General features: G+C 63.4%; 16 protein-coding genes. 7 read left to right on the top strand and 9 right to left on the bottom strand.

From position 1 onward, the window contains the following. The first annotated feature begins 1 nt into the window (after nt 1). The 3 genes from C6P61_RS03435 (at nt 2) to rpoH (ending at nt 3,952) form a co-directional block, all read left to right on the top strand. Nucleotides 2–1,033 carry a TRAP transporter substrate-binding protein gene (locus tag C6P61_RS03435; protein WP_105728536.1) on the top strand — a complete coding sequence of 344 codons (1,032 nt, stop codon included), beginning with the start codon at nt 2–4 and terminating at the stop codon, nt 1,031–1,033. 2 nt (nt 1,034–1,035) lie between these two features. After that, a complete protein-coding gene (locus tag C6P61_RS03430; RefSeq protein ID WP_244908754.1) occupies nt 1,036–2,874 on the top strand; it encodes a TRAP transporter large permease subunit in 1,839 nt (612 codons plus the stop codon). Between the two features lie 133 nt (nt 2,875–3,007). Beyond that, nucleotides 3,008–3,952 (top strand): RNA polymerase sigma factor RpoH, encoded by a 945-nt coding sequence (gene rpoH / locus C6P61_RS03425; protein ID WP_105728535.1) that lies wholly within the window; start codon nt 3,008–3,010, stop codon nt 3,950–3,952. Between the two features lie 60 nt (nt 3,953–4,012). On the opposite strand, the gene C6P61_RS03420 is transcribed toward rpoH, so the two are convergent. Continuing rightward, nucleotides 4,013–5,047, bottom strand: a complete 1,035-nt coding sequence (locus C6P61_RS03420) for a hypothetical protein (RefSeq protein WP_105728534.1) — start codon at nt 5,045–5,047, stop codon at nt 4,013–4,015. A 148-nt stretch (nt 5,048–5,195) separates the two neighbouring features. Here C6P61_RS03420 and C6P61_RS17880 point away from each other — a divergent pair, with 148 nt between their 5' ends. After that, nucleotides 5,196–5,339, top strand: coding sequence for a hypothetical protein (locus C6P61_RS17880; protein ID WP_170067315.1), 144 nt, complete (start codon nt 5,196–5,198; stop codon nt 5,337–5,339). On the opposite strand, the gene C6P61_RS03415 is transcribed toward C6P61_RS17880, so the two are convergent. The 5 genes from C6P61_RS03415 to C6P61_RS03395 form a co-directional block, all read right to left on the bottom strand. Next, on the bottom strand, nt 5,291–6,832 hold the full coding sequence (locus C6P61_RS03415) for a methyl-accepting chemotaxis protein (protein ID WP_105728533.1): 1,542 nt from the start codon (nt 6,830–6,832) through the stop codon (nt 5,291–5,293). The genes C6P61_RS17880 and C6P61_RS03415 overlap by 49 nt on opposite strands. Before the next feature lie 106 nt (nt 6,833–6,938). Beyond that, nucleotides 6,939–8,483 (bottom strand): lysine--tRNA ligase, encoded by a 1,545-nt coding sequence (lysS, locus tag C6P61_RS03410; RefSeq protein ID WP_105728532.1) that lies wholly within the window; start codon nt 8,481–8,483, stop codon nt 6,939–6,941. A gap of 289 nt (nt 8,484–8,772) precedes the next feature. Then, a complete protein-coding gene (locus C6P61_RS17580) occupies nt 8,773–9,195 on the bottom strand; it encodes a hypothetical protein (protein WP_146114958.1) in 423 nt (140 codons plus the stop codon). Nucleotides 9,196–9,210: 15 nt separating this feature from the next. Next, entirely contained in the window at nt 9,211–12,444 is a 3,234-nt protein-coding gene (locus tag C6P61_RS03400) for a DEAD/DEAH box helicase (protein ID WP_170067314.1), read from the bottom strand. Between the two features lie 231 nt (nt 12,445–12,675). Next, complete coding sequence (locus tag C6P61_RS03395) at nt 12,676–13,980, bottom strand: replication-associated recombination protein A (protein ID WP_105728562.1); 1,305 nt, start codon at nt 13,978–13,980, stop codon at nt 12,676–12,678. Nucleotides 13,981–14,194: 214 nt separating this feature from the next. Between C6P61_RS03395 and C6P61_RS03390 the strand changes: the two genes are divergently transcribed. The 3 genes from C6P61_RS03390 to C6P61_RS03380 all read left to right on the top strand — a co-directional run bounded on the left by C6P61_RS03390 (nt 14,195) and on the right by C6P61_RS03380 (nt 17,353). Then, a complete protein-coding gene (locus C6P61_RS03390) occupies nt 14,195–15,331 on the top strand; it encodes an extracellular catalytic domain type 2 short-chain-length polyhydroxyalkanoate depolymerase (RefSeq protein ID WP_105728529.1) in 1,137 nt (378 codons plus the stop codon). A gap of 3 nt (nt 15,332–15,334) precedes the next feature. After that, entirely contained in the window at nt 15,335–16,372 is a 1,038-nt protein-coding gene (locus tag C6P61_RS03385; RefSeq protein WP_105728528.1) for a DUF2157 domain-containing protein, read from the top strand. A gap of 81 nt (nt 16,373–16,453) precedes the next feature. Continuing rightward, nucleotides 16,454–17,353, top strand: a complete 900-nt coding sequence (locus tag C6P61_RS03380) for an SH3 domain-containing protein (RefSeq protein WP_105728527.1) — start codon at nt 16,454–16,456, stop codon at nt 17,351–17,353. 60 nt (nt 17,354–17,413) lie between these two features. Here C6P61_RS03380 and C6P61_RS03375 read toward each other — a convergent pair whose 3' ends face one another. Genes C6P61_RS03375 through C6P61_RS03370 form a run of 3 tightly spaced genes read right to left on the bottom strand, consistent with a single transcriptional unit; the run spans nt 17,414 to nt 19,906 of the window. Beyond that, complete coding sequence (locus C6P61_RS03375) at nt 17,414–18,295, bottom strand: formate dehydrogenase accessory sulfurtransferase FdhD (RefSeq protein ID WP_244908753.1); 882 nt, start codon at nt 18,293–18,295, stop codon at nt 17,414–17,416. After that, the gene (locus C6P61_RS18125) at nt 18,279–18,671 is read right to left on the bottom strand and encodes a hypothetical protein (protein ID WP_244908752.1); all 393 of its coding nucleotides are present in this window, start codon (nt 18,669–18,671) and stop codon (nt 18,279–18,281) included. Before C6P61_RS18125 ends, C6P61_RS03375 begins: the two co-directional genes overlap by 17 nt. After that, nucleotides 18,668–19,906: a formate dehydrogenase subunit gamma gene (locus C6P61_RS03370; RefSeq protein ID WP_105728525.1), complete on the bottom strand. Its 1,239-nt coding sequence runs from the start codon at nt 19,904–19,906 to the stop codon at nt 18,668–18,670. The genes C6P61_RS18125 and C6P61_RS03370 overlap by 4 nt, the downstream gene beginning before the upstream one ends. Between the last annotated feature and the right edge of the window lie 6 nt (nt 19,907–19,912).

Here is a 19,912-nt window from a genome sequence, read left to right as displayed (position 1 = left end):
CATGACCACTCTCCCGAGCCAGCGCCGCTGGCAAAAACTCGCTTCCTCGGCCCTGCTCGCTCTAGCCGCACTCGGCAGCCTGCCCGCGGCGGCCCAGTCGCTGCGCATCGGCACCCTGGTGCCGAAGAACTCGCTCTATCACCGCCAGCTGCTGGAAATCGGCGAAAGCTGGCGCGCGGCCCAGGGCGGCAATGGCAAGTACCTGGTCTATCCCGACGGCAGCCAGGGCGGCGAGGCCGAGATGGCGCGCCGCATGCGCATCGGCCAGCTCCAGGGCGCCCTGCTGTCGGTGGTGGGCCTGCGCGAGATCGAACCCTCGATCGCCGCGCTGCAGATCATGCCGCTGCTGTTCCGCAACTGGGAGGAAGTCGACTATGTGCGCGAGAAGATGCGCCCGGCGATGGAGAAGAAGTTCCTCGACAAGGGCTTCATCGTCCTGACCTGGGGCGACGCGGGCTGGGTCAGGTTCTTCTCGAAGGAAGCCGCCTTGCGCCCGGACGACTACAAGAAGATGAAGTTCTTCGCCTGGGGCTCCGAGCCCGACCAGCAGGGCATCATGAAGAGCCTGGGCTACACCCCGGTGCCGCTCGAGACCACCGACATCCTGCCCGCGATCCAGACCGGCATGATCAACGTGGTACCGGCGACGCCCTACTTCGCGCTCGCGACCCAGATCTACACCAGCGCACCGCACATGCTCGAGATCAACTGGGCGCCAATCGTCGGCGCGCTGGTGGTGACCAGGAAGGCCTGGGACGAGATGAGCCCCGCCACCCAGGACGCCCTGCGCTCGGCCAGCGAGAAGGCCGGCATCCAGCTGCGCGCCAAGGCCAGGCAGGAAGTCGAGGAAGCGGTCGATGCGATGAAGAAGCGCGGCCTGGTCGTGCACCGCCCGAATGCCGAGCAGATGAAGGAATGGACCGCGCTGGCCGAACAGCTCTACCCGCGCATTCGCGGCACCATGGTGCCGGCCGAGACCTTCGATGAAGTCATGGCGCACCTGAAAACCTACCGCGCCGGCAAGGGCAAGTGAAAGTGAGCGCTGTGCTGACCACTCGCCTGAAACGGATCGAGCGCGCCGACGAACTGCTGTCGTCGCTGGCGCTGGTGCTGATGGCACTGATCCCGGCGCTCGAGATCCTGCTGCGCCCGCTGATGGGACGCGGCATCGAGAACGCGCCGGTGCTGGTGCAGCACCTGGGCCTGGTGCTGGCGATGTTCGGCGCGCTGGCCGCCGAACGGCACGGGCACCTGACAACGCTGGCCGGTGGCGCCCGCGTTGACGGCGCACGTCCGAACGCCGTGCTGCACGCCTTTGCCAACGGCGTGGCGGCGCTGGTCTGCGGCATGCTCGCGATGGCGAGCTGGCGCCTGGTCGCCAGCGAAATGGAAGTCTCGCACGTGCTGGCCTACGGCCTGCCGCTGTGGTGGGTGCAAGCCAGCATGCCGCTGGGCTTTGCGCTGCTGGGCGCGAAGCTGGGCGCGCGCTGCCTGCCCATGCCCTGGGGCCAGCTGGCCGCTGGCCTGCTCTGTCCGCTGGCCGGCCTGCTGCTGGCCTGGCAGTTCGACGGCAGCGCGCTGACGATCTGGCCGGGCCTGTTGCTGCTGCTGGCGGCCTTGCTGGCCGGAGCCCCAATCTTCTCGGCCCTGGGCGGCCTGGCACTGCTGCTGTTCTGGCAAGACGGCATGCCGCTGGCCTCCGTCGCGCTGTCGCACTACCAGATCACGGTCAACCCGTCGCTGCCCGCGCTGCCGCTGTTCACGCTGGCCGGCCTGGTGTTTGCCCGCACCGGCGCCGCCAAGCGCCTGGGCGACCTGTTCGTCGCCCTGTTCGGCCAGGGCGTGACCGGCACCGTGCTGGCGGCGGCCGTGCTGTGCTCCTGCTTCACGGCCTTCACTGGCGGCAGCGGCGTCACGATCCTGGCGCTCGGCGGCCTGCTGCTGCCCCTTCTCAAGCAAGCCGGCTACCCCGAGCGGCGCGGCATCGGCCTGGTCACCAGCGCCAGCGCCCTGGGCGTGCTGCTCGCGCCCTCGGTGCCGCTGATCATGTACGCGATCATCGCCCGGGTGCCGATCAACACCATGTTCCTGGCCGGCCTGCTGCCCGCTGCCGTGATGGTGGGCTTCCTGCTGATCTTCGGCGGCTACCTCAAGCGCGGCCAGGCGGCGAAACCCAGCTCCGAGCCCAGCCCTGCGGCACCACGCGACCGGCGCCAGATCCTGGCCGCGGCCTGGAACGCCAAATGGGAAATCCTGGCGCCCTTCGTCGCGATCGGCTCACTGGTCAGCGGCCTGGCCACGCCGACCGAAAGCGCCGCGCTGACCGCGCTCTACGCCGTGCTGACCCAGGCGCTGGCACACCGCGAACTGTCCTGGCGCCTGCTGGGCCAGGCGCTGAGCGAATCGGCCCAGATCATCGGCGGCGTGCTGCTGATCCTGGGCATGGCACTGGGCCTGACCAACTACCTGATCGATGCCGGCATCCCTGACGCCGCGATCGAGGCGGTGCAGGCGCTGATCCCGAACAAGTTCGTCTTCCTGCTGGCGCTGACCCTGTTCCTGCTGCTGGCCGGCGCGCTGATGGAGATCTTTGCCGCCATCGTGGTGCTGGTGCCGCTGCTGCTGCCGGTGGCCTTGAGCTACGGCATCGACGCGGTGCACTTCGGCATCATCTTCCTGGCTGCGATGGAAATGGGCTTCCTCTGCCCGCCGGCGGGCATGAACATCTACTTCTCGTCGGCGATGTTCGGCAAGCCGGTGCGCTTCGTCGCGCTGGCCGTGCTGCCGGCGCTGCTGGCCATCTTCCTCGGCACCCTGGCCATCGCCTGGCTGCCGCTGCTGGCGACCGGATTGCCCGGGCTGCTGCTGCCTTGAGGCAGGTGACCTGCTTGCAAAACTGCGCTATAACCCCAATCTGCCTTGCGGGATTGGAACTTTCCTCTTAGCACTCGATCCAACAGAGTGCTAACATTCGAGCATCCCCACAAGGGAAGGAGGAAGCCAAGACATGACCGCCATCGCCACCACCCAAGCCCTGACCCAACCTGCAAGCGGTTGGGGCAACAGCTCGCTGACGCTCCCCGCCCTGGGCAACCTCGACGCCTACATCAGCGCGGTCAACCGGCTCCCCCTGCTCTCGGCCGAGGAAGAACGCGACTACGCACGCCGCCTGCAACAGAACAGCGACCTCGAAGCCGCCGGCAAGCTCGTGATGTCGCACTTGCGCCTGGTGGTATCGGTCTCGCGCCAGTACTTGGGCTACGGTCTGCCGCATGGCGACCTGATCCAGGAAGGCAACGTCGGCCTCATGAAGGCGGTCAAGCGCTACGACCCCGAACAGGGCGTGCGCCTGGTCAGCTACGCGCTGCACTGGATCAAGGCCGAGATCCACGAATACATCCTGAAGAACTGGCGCATGGTCAAGGTCGCCACGACCAAGGCCCAGCGCAAGCTGTTCTTCAACCTGCGCTCGATGAAGCAGGGCTTCAAGGCCGGCGCCGCCGAGGCCGACACCCACCGCGAACGCCTGAGCGAACACGAGATCGGCGTCGTCGCGCAGGAACTCAAGGTCAAGCGCGAGGAAGTCATCGAGATGGAAACCCGGATGTCGGGCGGCGACGTGCTGCTCGACCCGAGCCCGGGCGATGACGGCGAGGAAGCCTACGGCCCGATCGCCTGGCTGGCCGACGCCCGCCACGAGCCGACCGCTGTGCTCGAGGCCACCCAGCGCGACCTGCTGGCCAGCGAAGGTATCAGCGAGGCGCTCGACGCGCTCGACCCGCGCTCGCGCCGCATCGTCGCCGAGCGCTGGCTCAAGGTCAACGACGACGGCTCGGGCGGCATGACGCTACACGAACTGGCGGCCGAATACGGCGTCAGCGCCGAGCGCATCCGCCAGATCGAGGTCGCCGCCATGAAGAAGATGCGCAAGACGCTCGAAGCCTACGCCTGACGGCTGCCGCCCCAGCTTCCCGCTGACGGCGGACCGCTCCGGGTCCGCTCCCCGCTGTGGTCAGAAGCCGACCCAGACCCCGCCCGAAGTACAGGCGTCCTGGATCTGCGGATTCAGCGCCTGCGCATCCCGCTCGAGTATCGCGATCGCGGCCTGCAGGTTGGCAATCGCGTTTTCGGCGTTGGCGATACCCGTGGTCAAGGCAGCGATACGGTTCTCGACATCCCGCAGCGCATCGCGCGCCCTGGCATAGTTGGATGAAGCCTGCTCGGCCCGGCTGGCGGCCTGGTCCAGGGCTATCACCGCGAGCGCACAGGCCCTGATCGATCCGCTCGCGCATGCCGCAGCAACGGCGATCAGCGCGGCCCTGAGCACCTGCAGGGCATCGAGCGCCCTGATCCTGGCGGCCTCCAGGTTGTTACGCATTTGCGGCAGCAGCGCCTGGGCATTCTGGAGCCGCTGCCGGTCGCCCGCCAGCTGGGTCGAGAGCGCGTTGAGATTGTTCTGGTTGTTGGCAATCGCCTGGGCCATCTGGCCCAGCTGCTCCAGCAGGCCGCGGCAGGTGGACGCGTCATAGGCCGGAGCCAGGCGAGCCGCACTGGCCGAGGCAATCGAGATCCTGGCATCCGCCAGCAGGCGCAAGATGCCGTCGGAGGCCGACTCGACCTGGAGCGCTTGCGCATCCACCTTCTCGGCCGCCAGCGCCAGCGCATCGGCCAGCGCGGCATTGGTCGGATCACGCTGCAACTGCTCGGCCACCGTCTTCAAGGTCGCGACCTCGGCGAGGAAGGCGGACAGCGCCGTGTTGGAGGCCGTGATGAAGCCGGCCCCGTCGACGAAGATTCTCTCGATCGCCCTGGCTTGCGCACCGCTCGCCTGCACCTCGGTCTGCAGGCTGGCGACCTCGGCGGCCGTGAGGTCCATGCGGGAACTCAGGTCGGCGACCCGGCGGGCGGCCTCGTTCAAGGTCAGCGGCGCGGCAGATCCGCCACCGCCGCAACCCGCCAGCGCGAGCACGCCAAGCAAGGCCACCCTTCTGCTGACCCTGCCGTCATCCCGCTGGCTGGACAGATCGACCCGCTGACGCATCTTCATTTTCTTCCTCCCTGCAATTGCTTGATCTTGTTCTGAGGGAGAAGACGCGGCTTGGCCACCGGCCATCACCACAATCCAGATCATCTCGACCTCCCCATCCAAGTTCATCCTATAGGACGCCCGGTCTGCTGGGAAGGCATGATTGGGCATGCGCTGGGGTGCAGATCACCAACCAATCGATGCCGAGCGCACGCGCGCGCTCAATGTCGCGGCGATGAAGAAGATGCGCCAGACGCTCGAAGCCTACGCCGGATCGGTCAGCTTGAACAAGCCGACCAGCTCCTCCAGGTGAGCCGCCTGGTCCTGCAGCGACTTCGCGGCCGCCGAGGCTTGCTCAACCATCGCGGCGTTCTGGTGCGTCACGGCGTTGATGTCGGACATGGCGCCATTGACACGCTCGATGCCGGCGGTCTGTCCCGCGCTGGCCGTGACGATACTGCCCATGATGTCAGTGACCTGACGGATGCTCGCCACGATGTCGTTCATCGTGCTACCGGCCTGATACACCAGCGCACGCCCCGCCCCCACCTGCTCGACCGAGGCGTCGATCAGCTGCTTGATCTCCTTGGCGGCGCTGGCCGAGCGCTGCGCCAGGCTGCGCACCTCGGAGGCGACGACGGCAAAGCCGCGCCCCTGCTCGCCAGCGCGGGCCGCTTCCACCGCGGCATTGAGCGCCAGGATATTGGTCTGGAAGGCGATCGAATCGATCACGCCGATGATGTCGACGATCCGGCTCGAAGCGGAATTGATCGCCTCCATCTTGTCCACGGCCTCCGACACCACCGAGCCGCCCCTGAGCGCCACCGCGGAAGCCGCCTGCACCAGCTGGTTGGCCTGACTCGCGCTGTCGGCATTCTGGTTGGCAATCGCGGTCAGCTCGCGCATCGATACCGCCGTCTGATCGAGCGCAGCCGCCTGCGCCTCGGTACGCGCCGACAGATCGGCATTGCCGCTGGCGATATCGCTGGCAGCCTGGTAGATCGTGTCGGTGCCGGCGCGCACCTGGCCCACGACCCGGACCAGGCTGTCGTTCATGTCCTTGAGCGACTGCTGCAGCTCGCCGATCTCGTTGCCCGAATCGACCTTGATCTCTTGCGTCAGATCGCCGGCCGCGATGCCCTGTGCCACCTCGACCCCCTTGGCCAGCGGCTGCGTCACGACCCGGCGAATGAAGGGATAGATCAGCATCAGCACCGGAATGCTCGTGATGATGGCCATCAGGATCGACTTGAAGCGCTGGTCGGCCAGTTCGGCATTGACCTTTTCCAGCGACACCTTCATGCCGACGACGCCAAGCACCGTATTCTCCGGCACCAGGTGGCATTGCATGCAGTTCTTGCCCAGGTAGTTGGACTTGGCCAAGGCGGGACGGACCGCCCGCAGGTACTCGCCCTGGGCATCGGTCTCGACCTGGACCCGCTCCTGGCCGTTCTTCAGCACCCATTGCTCGACGGCATCGGGCTGCCGGTCATCCTTGTCGTTGCCGGGACCAAAGGTCTGGATCACGCTGTCGCCGCGGAGCACCCGCACATCGCGAATGGTGCCGAGCTGCTTGATCTGGTCGAGGAACACGTCACGCTGTGCGACCGTGCCAGTCACCATCATGCCGGTCAGACCGGCCATGGTGGCGCTGTGCATGCTGAGCGAATAGTCCTCGGCCTGCTTGATGGCGGCCTCGCGGTAGGCATAGCCTTGCCAGACAATCACGCCCGACCAGACCAAGACCAAGGCTGCTGCGATCGTCAGCAGCAACTGAACCCAGATTCTGTACCTTGCCTTGTCCATCGCCTATTTCCAAGATGACAAAAGGGTCATTCTAAGGAAACCGGATGACCAGGCATTTTGCAGTCGCCGGAGCCGGCCACCCGCGCAGGATGGCCGACGCCAGCGATCAGCCCTCGCGGCGCAGCGCCGGGAACAGCACCACGTCGCGGATGCTCGGGCTGTCGGTCAGCAGCATGATCAGGCGGTCGATGCCGATGCCGCAACCGCCGGCCGGCGGCATGCCGTGCTCGAGCGCGCGCACGAAGTCATGGTCATAGAACATGGCCTCGTCATCGCCGGCATCCTTGTTCGAGACCTGGGCGTGGAAGCGTGCGGCCTGGTCCTCGGCATCGTTGAGCTCGGAGAAGCCGTTGCCGACCTCGCGCCCGGTGATGTAGAGCTCGAAGCGCTCGGTCACGCTCGGATCGCTGTCGCTGGCGCGTGCCAGCGGCGAGATCTCGGTCGGATGGTTGCAGATGAAGGTCGGGTTCCAGAGCTTGTCCTCGACCGTCTCCTCGAAGTACATCACCTGCAGGCCGGCCAGGCTGCGGCTGTCGAGCCGGTCCTTGACCGGGTCCATGCCGAGCTTGCGCAGTTGCGCGATCAGCCAGTCGCGGTCGTCGACGTTGTCACCGGCCTCGGTGTGCTTGAGGATGGCCTCGCGGATCGTCAGGCGCTCGAACGGCGCTTCCAGGTCCACATCCTTGCCCTGGTAGCTCAGCTTGGCGCCGCCGCAGACACGGTGCGCGGCATGGCGGATCAGGTCCTCGGTGAAGACCATCAGGTCGAGGTAGTTCCAGTAACCCGCGTAGAACTCCATCATGGTGAACTCGGGGTTGTGCCGCACGCTGATGCCTTCGTTGCGGAAGTTGCGGTTGATCTCGAACACGCGCTCGAAACCGCCGACCAGCAGGCGCTTGAGATACAGCTCGGGCGCGATGCGCAGGAACATGTCCTGCTCGAGCGCGTTGTGGTGGGTCACGAAGGGACGCGCGTTGGCGCCGCCCGGTATCGGGTGCAGCATCGGCGTCTCGACTTCGAGGAACTCGTGCTGCACCATGAACTCGCGCATGCTGGTGACGGCCAGGCTGCGTGCCATGAAGCGCTTGCGTGCCTGCTCGTCCATCATCAGGTCGACATAGCGCTGGCGGTACTTGGTCTCCTGGTCCTGCATGCCGTGGAACTTGTCGGGCATCGGGCGCAGGCTCTTGGTCAGCATGCGGATCTTGTCGGCCTTGACCGTCAGCTCGCCGGTGCGGGTCTTGAACAGCTCGCCCTCGATCGCGATGATGTCGCCCAGGTCCCAGTGCTTGAAGGCGGTGTGGACGGCTTCGCCGACGCCCTCGTTGTTGATGTAGGCCTGGATGCGGCCGCCGGTCGGACCGAAGGACGAGTCCTGCACGGTCGCGAAGCTGGCCTTGCCCATCACGCGCTTGAGCATCATGCGGCCGGCGACCGAGACGCGCACCTTCATCGGCTCGAGCAGCTCGTTGCTCATGTGACCGTATTCGGCCAGCAGCTGCTCGGCGCGGTGCTGCGGCTTGAAGTCGTTCGGGAAGGCCGGGCCCTGGCCGGCTTCCTGGGCGGCACGCAGGCCTTTGAGCTTCTCGCGGCGCTCGGCGATCAGCTGGTTATGGTCTTCGGCCGGATGGGCGTGGTGTTCTTGCGTCATGGGACTTCAGGTTGGGGGCGTGCGCGGCCTGCGCACAAACCGTCTATTTTAGGTTTTTGCGAGCCTCGTGGTCGCGCCCCCCGCATCGAACCTTCTAAGAGCGGCCAGAACCCACGTGAAATCAAAAAAGTCACACTCAAAAAATCACACCGACAAAAAAAGCATGCTCGCATCGTTGCCATCATGTTCCATACAGCACGTACCTTACTCAGCCCAACGTCAACTTTCAAAAATTCAGATTACATATCCATCAAATTATTAATTTTTTTATCGCAAGTAAGAAATTTCACTAGATTTTTAGAGTATTTATGCGAACTCTCCCAAATACACGTGGCACAGCTTTTTCCTGACCACGGTTTTTATAAAAATGTCGAATCTCCACCCATCCTCGATTACACGAACCATAATGCCCATGCGCAAATGCATCTCGAAGCCTTCGAAACAAGCATTCATAACCCTTAACTTTATCACCCCCATAAAAATAGAGAAATTCATTCGTCGGCCACACTTCCTGATCTCGCCTATCCATCTCAATCAATTTATCAATTTTAAGAACATAGAGTCCACAGATTTCTGCCAAATCTTTCTTGCTAAATTTCTCGGGATTTATTTCAACCTTCTTCACCTCCCAAGCCAAGACAACAAATTCATAAACGTAACTTCGAAAACTCTCTGGCAGACAATATGGATCAAGACGCATTTCTCCCTTCACTTTTCTAACCTCATATTAACTCTCTTTAACCAAATCCCAACCCCAGCCAGGCAGCGCTTCAAGTTGACTTCTTGACTCAACGGATAATGTATCTTTAGCTGCACGTTGACGTGCAACCCATAACCCCAACCTGTATCCATCAGACGTTTTATATTTACTAGGAACCCGCGTATGTCCTTCGCACTCAGAAAACTCCTTGAGATAACTAAAGCCAGCCTCCCAAAAATCGGCACGAACACTCCACGACCAACCATGAATGGCTTCAAGTTTTTCTTTTCTTTTAGCCGTCATTTTTTCCTTTCTAGATCGCTGCGCCTGAACCCAATTACCCAAATGAAAACCATCATCCGTCTGATAGCCACCTTTAACCAGGCAATTACATTCCCGATCTACAAAATTCTTCAAATGAGAAAATCCAACCTCCCACCGATCAGAAAGAACATCCCAACTCCACCCCGGGATGGATTCAAGACGTTTTATTCGATCAACAGACAGGGAACTCCTGTACCCCCGCTGGGAAGCGATCCACGCCCCCAAACGATATCCATCATCCGATCTATATTCAGACGACACGTGACAAGTCCCCCCCGAATTCAAAAACTCAACAAGGTGTAAAAATCCAATCTCCCATTGAGCAGAAAAAGCCCCCCAAGTCCAACCAGGAAGCGCCTCAAGTCGCTCCTTTCGAGCATCATCTAATTTAAATTTAGATGCACGAATATTTGTTACCCACTGCCCCAATCGATACCCATCTATCGTCTTATACTTCTGCGGAACTCGACAATGACCTTCACGACTAGCAAATTCCTCAAGATACTCAAAGGCTTTTTCCCACTGCGCGCTCAATGCATCCCAAGTCCATCCCAACAAGGACTCAAGTCGCGCTCTCCTCTCTGTTGTCAATTTATTTTTTAGTGTTCTCTGAGTCTTTATCCATAAATGTAAACGAATATCTCCCTCAGCAACGTAACCCACAGGAACCTGACAACTACCATTTCTCTCGACAAATTCATCAAGGCACCGAAACGCCTCTTCCCACTGGTTATCCAAAACATCCCAAACCCACCCTGGAATTGCTTCAAGAATTTTCCTCCGACCGGAAGGCATGCCCTCCTTGATGACTCTCTGCCTAATTACCCAAATTCCCAGTTTATATCCATCACTTGAAAGGTACCGCTTTGGCACCAGACAATGACCCTCGCGCTCCACAAATGCCAGCAACCTCCCAATAGATTCATTCCAAGAAACCCCGAGCGACTCCAAGCACTCCGCTGTAATCGATTTGCGTATCGTCTCCAACGAAACACTAGGCCCCAGCACCTCCACCCTTTCGCTGAACCGGCAGTCGTCATATACGCCTGTGCGCCCCTTGTCCTCCTGCATCTGCCGGATGATGTCGACCAGAACGTCATCCTGTTCCTTCATTGCGCCCAGCAAATCCCACAGATCATCGAAGCCGGTGCGCTTGAGGGCGTCCTCGATCGATTCGTTGGCGGCCTGCTCGACAAACAGCGGCACCATCACATAGCCGATCTCCTTGCCAGGAGCGCGCCGCATGGCGCGACCTGTCGCTTGCACGATATCCACCTTGCTCTTGCGTGGGGTAATGAAGGCCACCATGTCCACGGCCGGCACATCGACGCCTTCGGTCAGGCAGCGGGCGTTCGACATCACGGCCTTGCCGGCCTCGCGGAAGGCCTTCATCTGCTCCTCGCGCCGAGCCGTGGGCATTTCACCGCTGACATGCAGGGTCGCGAAGTCGGACAGATGCTGGCCAATGCCTTCGCTGTCGGTCGAGGTGAATGACTTCGCCGCCTTGACCGAGCCGTGGAAGGTGAAGATGCGGCTGACGCCGTATTTCTCGACCGCTTTTTGCAAGGCGACCTGCAGCGCGACCTGCCGCGCCTTGACCGTGTCGCCGGCAACGATGGTTTCGCCATGCCGCAACAGATAGTCATCGACCATATCCGAGGTAACGACCGAAACCACCACCTTGTAATCGCAGATGATGCCGCGCCGGGCGGCCTCAGCGAAACTCAGGGTATGGACCACCGGGCCATAGACTTCGGGCCGGTCCATCGAATAGACAAGCGTGCTGTCGCCTTCCTTGTCCTTCTTGCGCACGTCGTAATGGCGCGGCGTGGCGGTGAAGAACAGACGCTTGGTAATCGGCAGGTTGGCGTCTTCGAGGGCGAAGCTGAAGCGGGTACCGTCACGGCTGGCCGTCTTGTGGGCTTCGTCGAAAATCCCCAGATCGAAAGGCCGGCGCTGACCATCGGCATCGACCGGCATGCCCTCTGCCACCACCTGCGCCGACTGGTAGGTGGAAAACACGAAGCGGGTGCCGTCGAACGGCTTTTCGAGATACTGGCGCACGACGGCGCTGTCGGTGGTGACCGGAAAATCCAGATCCGCCTGATGCACCACGAGATCGTCGGCGCCCTTGGCTACCGTCGGGTCGGAGCAGACGCACATGAAGCTGAATCGCTCCCGCGTAGTTTCGCGCAGCCATTCATGCAACAACTGGCGCACCAGAGCCAGCGAGGGCACCAACACCAGCAGCGTTTTGCCGGCGTGACGCTCGGCGGCCCACAGGGCAACCAGTGATTTTCCGGTGCCGCAAGCCATCACGACGGTAGCACGGTCATTGGTGACAAGCCCGGTCGCTATGTTGGCCAACGCCTCGTCCTGATGTGGACGGGGTTGCTTGCGTGGGAGTTCGACGCGGCCGCTGTGCAGCCATTCGTGCATGGCGTTGAAGTCCTCGGCAGTCAGTCGGTCGAGGTCGCTGCCACGAATGGCGACGAAGCCGCTGCGGTCCTGCATCAAGCTGGGCAGGGTGTCGCAGTTGGTAAACAGCACCCGCTGGCTGACCTGGTCGGTCAAGCCCATGAAGGTAGAAAGCTCATCCCAGGTCAGGGCCGGGCGCCGGCTGCGAAACTTGACCTGGTAGGCACGCAGTTCGCCATCAGTGGTTTCGTAGAGCCCGTCAACGCCCATGTCACGCCCGGTGTCGAGCGAAAGGCTGCGGCGCTGCACCAGAGGTATCGCCTCGAACGGCCACACGTCGCGCGCCAGCGCGATCTTCTGGGTGGCGAAGTAGGCTTCGGCAAAGATTTCAAACGCATCGCCCCGTTCCTTGTTGGTGGGTAGCGCGGAGAGGCGGGTCTCGAGCTCGGAAAAAGCATTGAGCCCATCGAACAGACCTATGGCGAGCAGGCGATGGGTGGCGTTGTGTTTGGAGGCCATGGCTGGGAGGCGGGTTGCTTGGAGGGTATCGACGGGCGTCGTATCGTTGGTGCGGTGGTTTGGGGAGTGAAGCATCCAACTTTCAGCGCCATCGAATCAAGTGCAGTTTTTTCCTTGGTCTCAACCAATAGAACAAGCCCTGCGCGGAGGCAATCATTATCGTATCAACAATAATATGCCAGCACTCAGCATCAGCGGCTGAGTCGCTGGACACCTACTAGACCTACCGAATCACTGCTTGCCGGCTTCTGCGTCCCACGTCTTCAGCAGCGCCAGCTTCTCGCCGATCTTGAGCTCCAGCCCCCTGGGCACCGGCTGGTACCAGCCCGGCTCGGCCATGCCGTCGGGAAGGTAGGTTTCGCCTGCCGCATAGGCATTGGGCTCGTCATGGGCATATCGGTATTCATGCCCATAACCTAGCTCCTTCATGAGTTTTGTTGGAGCATTTCGCAGATGAACCGGAACCTCACGGCTCTTGTCCTGCTTCACGAACGCCTTGGCTTGGTTGTAAGCGTTATATCCAGCATTGCTCTTGGCAGCTACCGCCAGATAGATGACCGCTTGACCAAGAGCTAACTCCCCTTCAGGGCTTCCTAGCCGCTCATAGGTCAGTGCTGCATCGTTGGCAATCTGCATCGCCCGCGGATCAGCCAGGCCGATGTCTTCCCAGGCCATGCGCACGATGCGCCGCGCCAAATAGCGGGCATCCGCCCCGCCGTCCAGCATCCGGGTAAGCCAGTAGAGCGCGGCATCGGGATGCGAGCCGCGCACCGACTTGTGCAAGGCCGAGATCTGGTCATAGAAGTTGTCCCCACCCTTGTCGAAGCGCCTCGAATTCAAGGTCAGCGCGTTCTGCAGGAAGTCAGCCGTGATCAAGGTGATGCCAGAAGTCCTGGCCGCGGTCTGGGTCTGCTCCAGCAGGTTCAGGAACCTTCTGGCGTCGCCGTCGGCATAGCCGATCAGGGTGTCGCAGGCCTGGTCGTCGAACTCCAGCTCACCCAGGACCTGCTCGCGGGCATGTTGCAGCAGCTGCTTGAGTTCCTCGTCGGTCAGCGACTTCAGCACATAGACCTGGGCCCGCGACAGGAGGGCCGAGTTCACTTCAAACGAAGGGTTCTCGGTGGTGGCACCGATGAACGTGACCAGGCCGCTTTCCGCATAGGGCAGTAGCGCATCCTGCTGCGACTTGTTGAAGCGGTGGATCTCGTCGACGAACAAGATGGTGCGCTTGCCCATGGCCAGGTTCTGCTGGGCCTGCTCCATGGCAGCCCGGATGTCCTTGACGCCCGAGAACACCGCGGACAGGGCGATGAACTCGCACTTGAAGGCGGTGGCCGTCAGGCGTGCCAAGGTGGTCTTGCCGACCCCCGGCGGTCCCCAGAAGATCATCGAGTGCGGCTTGCCGGACTGGAAGGCCAGCCGCAGCGGCTTGCCCTCGCCCAGCAGATGGGACTGGCCGACCACCTCGTCGAGCGTCTTGGGGCGAAGGGCTTCAGCCAGGGGGGCAACGGGCTGTTGGGCGAACAGATCAGACATGACGGGCTCCTTCAGGAGCATGGGGAAATCCAGATTATCGGGCGGCTCGCTCTGCGCAGCAGCGGAAAACAACGCCTCGCAGTTCGAGCCAAACAACGATTGTCATTTTCAGCTCACCCCATTAGGATGGCCCAACAGCATTTCATTTCCATCAAAAACTACGGTCGAGCTGCAGCAGCTGGCCAGCGGGTCAGCAGACCCGGGAGAACCATCGATGAAGCGATTGCACAAGAACCGAACGACCAGCGATAGGAGGACAAAGGGCGGACTGGGCCAGATTGCCGCTGCAGTCTGCCTCGCGCTGCTGTGCACCGGCGCGCTGGCACAGGCCCCTGCTCCCGCGTTGAAGGCCTACCAGGCCGACCGGACCCAGACCTCGGTCTCGGGACTCTCGTCCGGCGCCTACATGGCGGTTCAGCTGCAGGTGGCCTACTCGAAGGACATCATCGGCGCCGGCGTGATCGCGGGCGGACCCTACTACTGCGCGGCCAACAACATGGCCTACGCGAGCATCTGCATGGGCCAAGTGCCGTTCTTCCCACCCAACCCGGCCATCATGGCGGGCTTTGCCAAGGACTTTGCCCGCGCGCGCAAGATCGATCCGCTGAGCCATCTCGCGGACGACCGGGTCTATGTGTTCAGCGGTACCCAGGACACCATCCAGCGCCAGCCGGCGGTGGACGCCACGGTGTCGTTCCTGCAGCAAGTCGGGGTCAAGCCGCAGAACCTCAAGTACGTCAACCACCTTCCCGCCGGTCATGCGGTGATTGCCCCCGGCCAGGGCAACGACTGCGCGGCCAACGAAAGCCCCTACATCAGCCACTGCGAGGTCGGCGACAAGGGGCAGGAACGCCCCTACGACCAGGCCGGCGCCTTGCTGCAGCATATCTACGGCCCGCTCAATGCACCGGCTGGCACGCCTTCGGGCCAGATCATCGCCTTCGACCAGCGCGCCTATGCCGCGAGCAGCACCAGCATGGCCGACACCGGCTACCTCTATGTGCCACGCAGCTGCACCGAGGCCGGACCGGGCTGCAAGGTGCATGTCGCGCTGCATGGCTGCGTGCAATCGGCCGAATCGGTGGGCAACCGCTTCTACACCGAGACCGGCTACAACCGCTGGGCCGACAGCAACCGGATGCTGGTGCTCTACCCCCAGGTCAACCAGTCGGCCTTCCAGCCCTACAACCCCAAGGGCTGCTGGGACTGGTGGGGCTACAGCGGCAGCCACTACGCCTACAAGTCCGCGCCGCAGATGAAGGCCATCATGCAGATGGTGCAGCGGCTGACTCAGCCCGGGCAGGTGACGATGCCAAAGCCAAACGCCCAGCCTGGCCGCACGCAGTTCTGAACCATGGAACTGAAGCACAGCCAGCTCGACGAAGCCGTTTCGCGCGGGCTGATCAGCGCTGCTCAGGCCGACGGCCTGTGGGCTTTCCTGTCTGCGCACGCGCAGGAGCGGCCTGCCTTGCGCCTGACCCATGTGCTGTATTACCTGGGCGGCCTGATCGCAATCGGCGCCATGACGCTGTTCATGAACCTGGGCTGGGAGCGCTTCGGCGGCTGGGGCCTGTTCTTCATCGCGCTGGCCTACGCCGGCGGCGGGCTCTGGCTCACCCGCTACTGGCTGGCCTGTCAGCAGCCGATTCCGGCCGGTATCGCGGCCGCCTTCGTCGTTTCGCTCACGCCGCTGGCGGTCTACGGCCTGCAGGTCGCGCTTGGTGGCTGGGCCGAAGGCATGGTCTATCGCGACTACCACCAGCTGATCGACTGGCGCTGGCTGATGATGGAGCTCGCCACGCTGGCCACGGGCGCGCTGATGCTGTGGCGCTACCGCCTTCCCTTCATGGTGATGCCGGTCGCAGTCACGCTCTGGTACCTGGGCATGGACCTCACGCCCTTGCTGTTCGACAGCAGCGACCCGGAGTTGAACTGGGAGCTGCGCAAGTTCGTCTCGCTCGTCTTCGGTACCGCCATGCTGCTGCTGGCATTCTGGGTAGATGTCAGGACACGCCACGACCAGGACTACGCGTTCTGGCTCTACCTGTTCGGCGTCCTGACTTTCTGGTGTGGCCTGTCGCTGCTGGAGTCGGACAACGAACTCGGCAAGTTCGGCTACTTCTGCATCAACCTCGGGCTGATTGCGCTGGCCGCCCTGCTGGGCCGGCGCGTCTTCGCCGTCTTTGGCGGACTGGGTGCGGCCGGCTATCTCGGCTACCAGGCCCGGCATGTGTTCGGCGCCAGCCTGCTGTTTCCCTTTGCCCTGAGCGCGATCGGGCTGGGCGTGATCTGGCTCGGGCTGCTCTGGCAGCGACATGAACGCACTGTCGGCGCCAAGTTGCGCAGGCGGTTGCCCCAGCCCCTGCGAGAACTGATCGAGAACCGGCAGTGAATCCTGCACTAAGCGCCAAAAATTGACCGACTGCGAGCCGCCGACCATCAGCCCAGCTTTTCTCAACCGAGGAGTATCCGCATGAACCAATATCGGGTCACCGCCACATCGCTCAACGTGCGCCAGAGCCCCGCACTCAAGGCAACCATCGTCGGCGTGCTGCCGCGCGGCGAAAAGGTCGAAAAGCTCAAGGTCGAGCAGAAATGGTTCTACATCCGCTGCGGCGTACTCGAGGGTTGGTGCTACAGCAGCTACCTCGAACCGGCGGCGCCGGTCGTCAAGACCACGCTGATCACCTACAAGATCACCTCGGACAGTAACGGCAAGCTCGACGCGCTGGCCCGGCTGGCCTGCAACTTCTGGAACCGCTACCTGATCCCGCAGCAATCGATCGTGATCCGGATCGGCGTCTTCACGAGCTTTGGCAACACCATCGCGCGCGCCTGGAAGCCGTATACCGAAAAGAACGTGGTCTATGGCTCGGTGGAGTTCAACACCAACTTCCTCGACAGCTTCAGCGATGTCGAGATCGTCGGCACCCTGATCCACGAGATCGGCCACACGCTGGGCATGGGCTGGGACCACTGGCTGAGCCTGTTCGATCCGCAGACCGGCCGTTTCAAGTCCGATTCGGTAGCCAGGCTGCCGGCGCTGGCGGACTACCGGGTCGAGACCGACTACGGCCCCGGCACCACCCTGGCTCACTGGGACGAGGAACTGTACGACCGCGAACTGATGACCGGCATCAAGGACCATGTGCTGTACGTGATGCCGATGACCATCGACGTGATGGAGCTGCTCGGGCATCAGGTGGCCGAGCGACTCAAGGAGGAACGGGCACTGGACGATCTGCTGGCCGAGCTGCAGAACATGCAGTTCTCGCTCTACGAAGTGGCCGACCAGATCGACAAGAACCACTTTGTCGAGACCGAGATCTGGGAAGAGATCTATACCCAGAAGCGGCGCCCGCTCCGCTGCTGAACCCGAGCTGGTCCCGTGCTGGACCGGCGCTGGAGGTGGCGCGCCGCAGAGGCGCGCAGCTCAGGCCGGCAGCGCCGCCAGGCGGGCAGTCGGCGCCGCGCGCGCCGGCTCGATGCCGGGCTCGACGTCGCGCAGCAGCCGCTGCGGATGAGAAAAGCACAGGAAGCGCTCGTTGGTGGCGCGGCCGATCGCACAGAGTCCGACCTGCTCTGCCACGGCCAGGCCCATCTGGGTCGTACCGCTGCGCGAGACCACGACCGGAATCCCCATCTGTGCCGACTTGATCACCATCTCGCTGGTCAGGCGACCGGTGGTGTAGAAGGCCTTGTCGGCACCCTGCATCGCCGCCGGGTCCTGCAGCCACATCCAGCCCGCGATGGTGTCGACCGCATTGTGGCGCCCGACATCCTCGACGAACAGCAGCAGCTCAGGTCCGCGAAACAGCGCGCAACCATGGACCGAGCCCGAGCGCTTGTAGACCGAATCCTGCTGCCGGATCTGGCGCACGATCGCATACAGGTCAGACTGGCGCAATCGGGCTTCGGGCGGCAGCTCGATGCGGTCGACCTCGTCCATCAGGCCGCCGAAGACGCTGCCCTGGCCGCAGCCGGTCGTGACCACGCGGCGCGCGGTGCGGTCCTCGATCGCCGAGATGCCGTGACGGGTCTTGACCGCGGCGGCACCGACTTCCCAGTCGACCGTGATCGACTCGATCTCGTCGACCGAGCGCAGCAGGCGCTGGTTGCGCAGATAGCCCAGCACCAGCCACTCGGGATGGGCGCCCAGCGTCATCAACGTGACGAGTTCGCGCTTGTCGACATAGATCGTCAGGTCGCGCTCGGCGGGAATCGCGATCTCGCGCGGCTGGCCGTATTCATCATGCACCGTGACCTGGCAGGTCTGCGGCGCAACGGCCTGGGTCAGTTCAGGGCTTCTTGGCACTGGTCTTGGCCGCCGGTGCGGGAGGTGCGGCGGGTACAACCGCTGCGCTGGCGGCTGCAGCTGGGGTCGCGCCCGCGCCGGCCGCAGGCGCGGCAGCTGCCGGTGCGGCAGCGACGAACGGACCGGGGTCGGCGCAGGCGGGCGCTGCCGCCGGCTTGGCCGCCTGGGGATGGGTCTTGAAGTAATGCGCGGCCGCGTTCTCGGAGGCCAGGCAGGTCTTGTAGCCATCGACCTTGGCCTGGTGTGCCGCCTTGGCCTTGGTCTCGGCCGCCTTGGCCTGGTCCTCCGGGCTGAGCTCGGGCGTCGGCAGCTTGGCCAGCGCGGCGATCGGCAGCCAGGCCAGCAGGACCAGAAGTGGCGCGGTTTTCGCGGTCATGGGTTGCTCCTGGAGACGGGGTTCACGGAGATGGGCACCCGAGGCTTGGCGGGCGCCGACTGGCTGCGCCGGGCCGGGATCTTGCCGGACTGGATGTCCTGATACCAGAGCTCATGGTGCTCACGGGCCCAGCCGGGCTCGACATAACCGGTCCTCATGGCGCGGTAGGCCCCGCGCGTCCCGACCGTGCCCATGTAGATATGACCGGCGATTAGCGCACAGGACAGCAGCGCCAGCGCGGCGTGGACCATGTGCGCGAGCTGCATGTCGGCGCGGAAATAGTCCAGCCCCGGCACCAGCTTGTCGAGCACCAGGCCGGAGGCCACCAGCAGCAGGCCGGGAATGGTCACCGCCCACCAGAAGATGCCCTTCTCGCCGGCATTGAAGCGGTGCGAGGGGACCTGTCCCTGACCCAGCATGCCGCCCGCGCGCAGCAGCCACTGGAAATCGGCCCGATTCGCGATGTTGTCCTTGACGAAGGTCGCGATCATGACCAGCAGCGAGACCGCATACAGCGGCCCGACGAAGTTGTGCAGGTTCTTCAGCGCATAGGCCAGCCAGCCGAACAGCGTGCTGCCGAGCACCGGCAGCAGGAAGAACTTGCCGAACGCCATCACGAGCCCCGACAGCGCCAGCGTCAGGAAGGCAGCAGCGTTGCTCCAGTGAGCGGCGCGCTCGAACGGCGTGAAGCGCTCGATGGCCTGGCCCTGGCCCGGCGGATGCTCCTGGCCGAGCGGTCCCTTGGTGAAGTAGAACAGCCCGAGCGCGAGCGCGACGATCAGCAGCAGGGCGGCACCATAGGGCAGCAGCACCTGGTTGCGCAGCTGGCGCCAGGCCTCGCCGGCACTGGCCGCGCGTGTCCCCGGATACTGCACTGTGGGCTGAATCAGGGTGCCATATTCGGCATAGGGCATGTTGACCGTGCCGCTGACGCCCTGCCCGACCTGGCGCCAGACCGGCGCGTTGTTGCCGGGCTGGACCTGGGCGCGCTGGGCATTGCTCTGCTCGGCATAGCCGGGCTCGGCGCTGGCGTCCTGCAAGGTCAGGATGTTGGCGCTGCGGATCGCGGTCGGGCCAGCCAGCGGGGCCGGGGCCGGCACGGCTGCAGCGGGCGCAGGCGCCGCTGCAGCCGCTGGCTCTGGCTCGGCGGCAAGCGCCAGCCCGCCCGTCAGCAGCAGCGCGGCAAGCAGGCCTGCGCGCAGCGGCGAGGTGGCAGGGGAAGAAATCCGGTTCATGGCTCG

Source organism: Malikia spinosa (genome assembly GCF_002980625.1).
GTDB classification, from domain to species: domain Bacteria; phylum Pseudomonadota; class Gammaproteobacteria; order Burkholderiales; family Burkholderiaceae_C; genus Malikia; species Malikia spinosa.
Note: the sequence above shows the minus strand (reverse complement) of the source record. Positions and strands in the feature narration are given on the sequence as shown.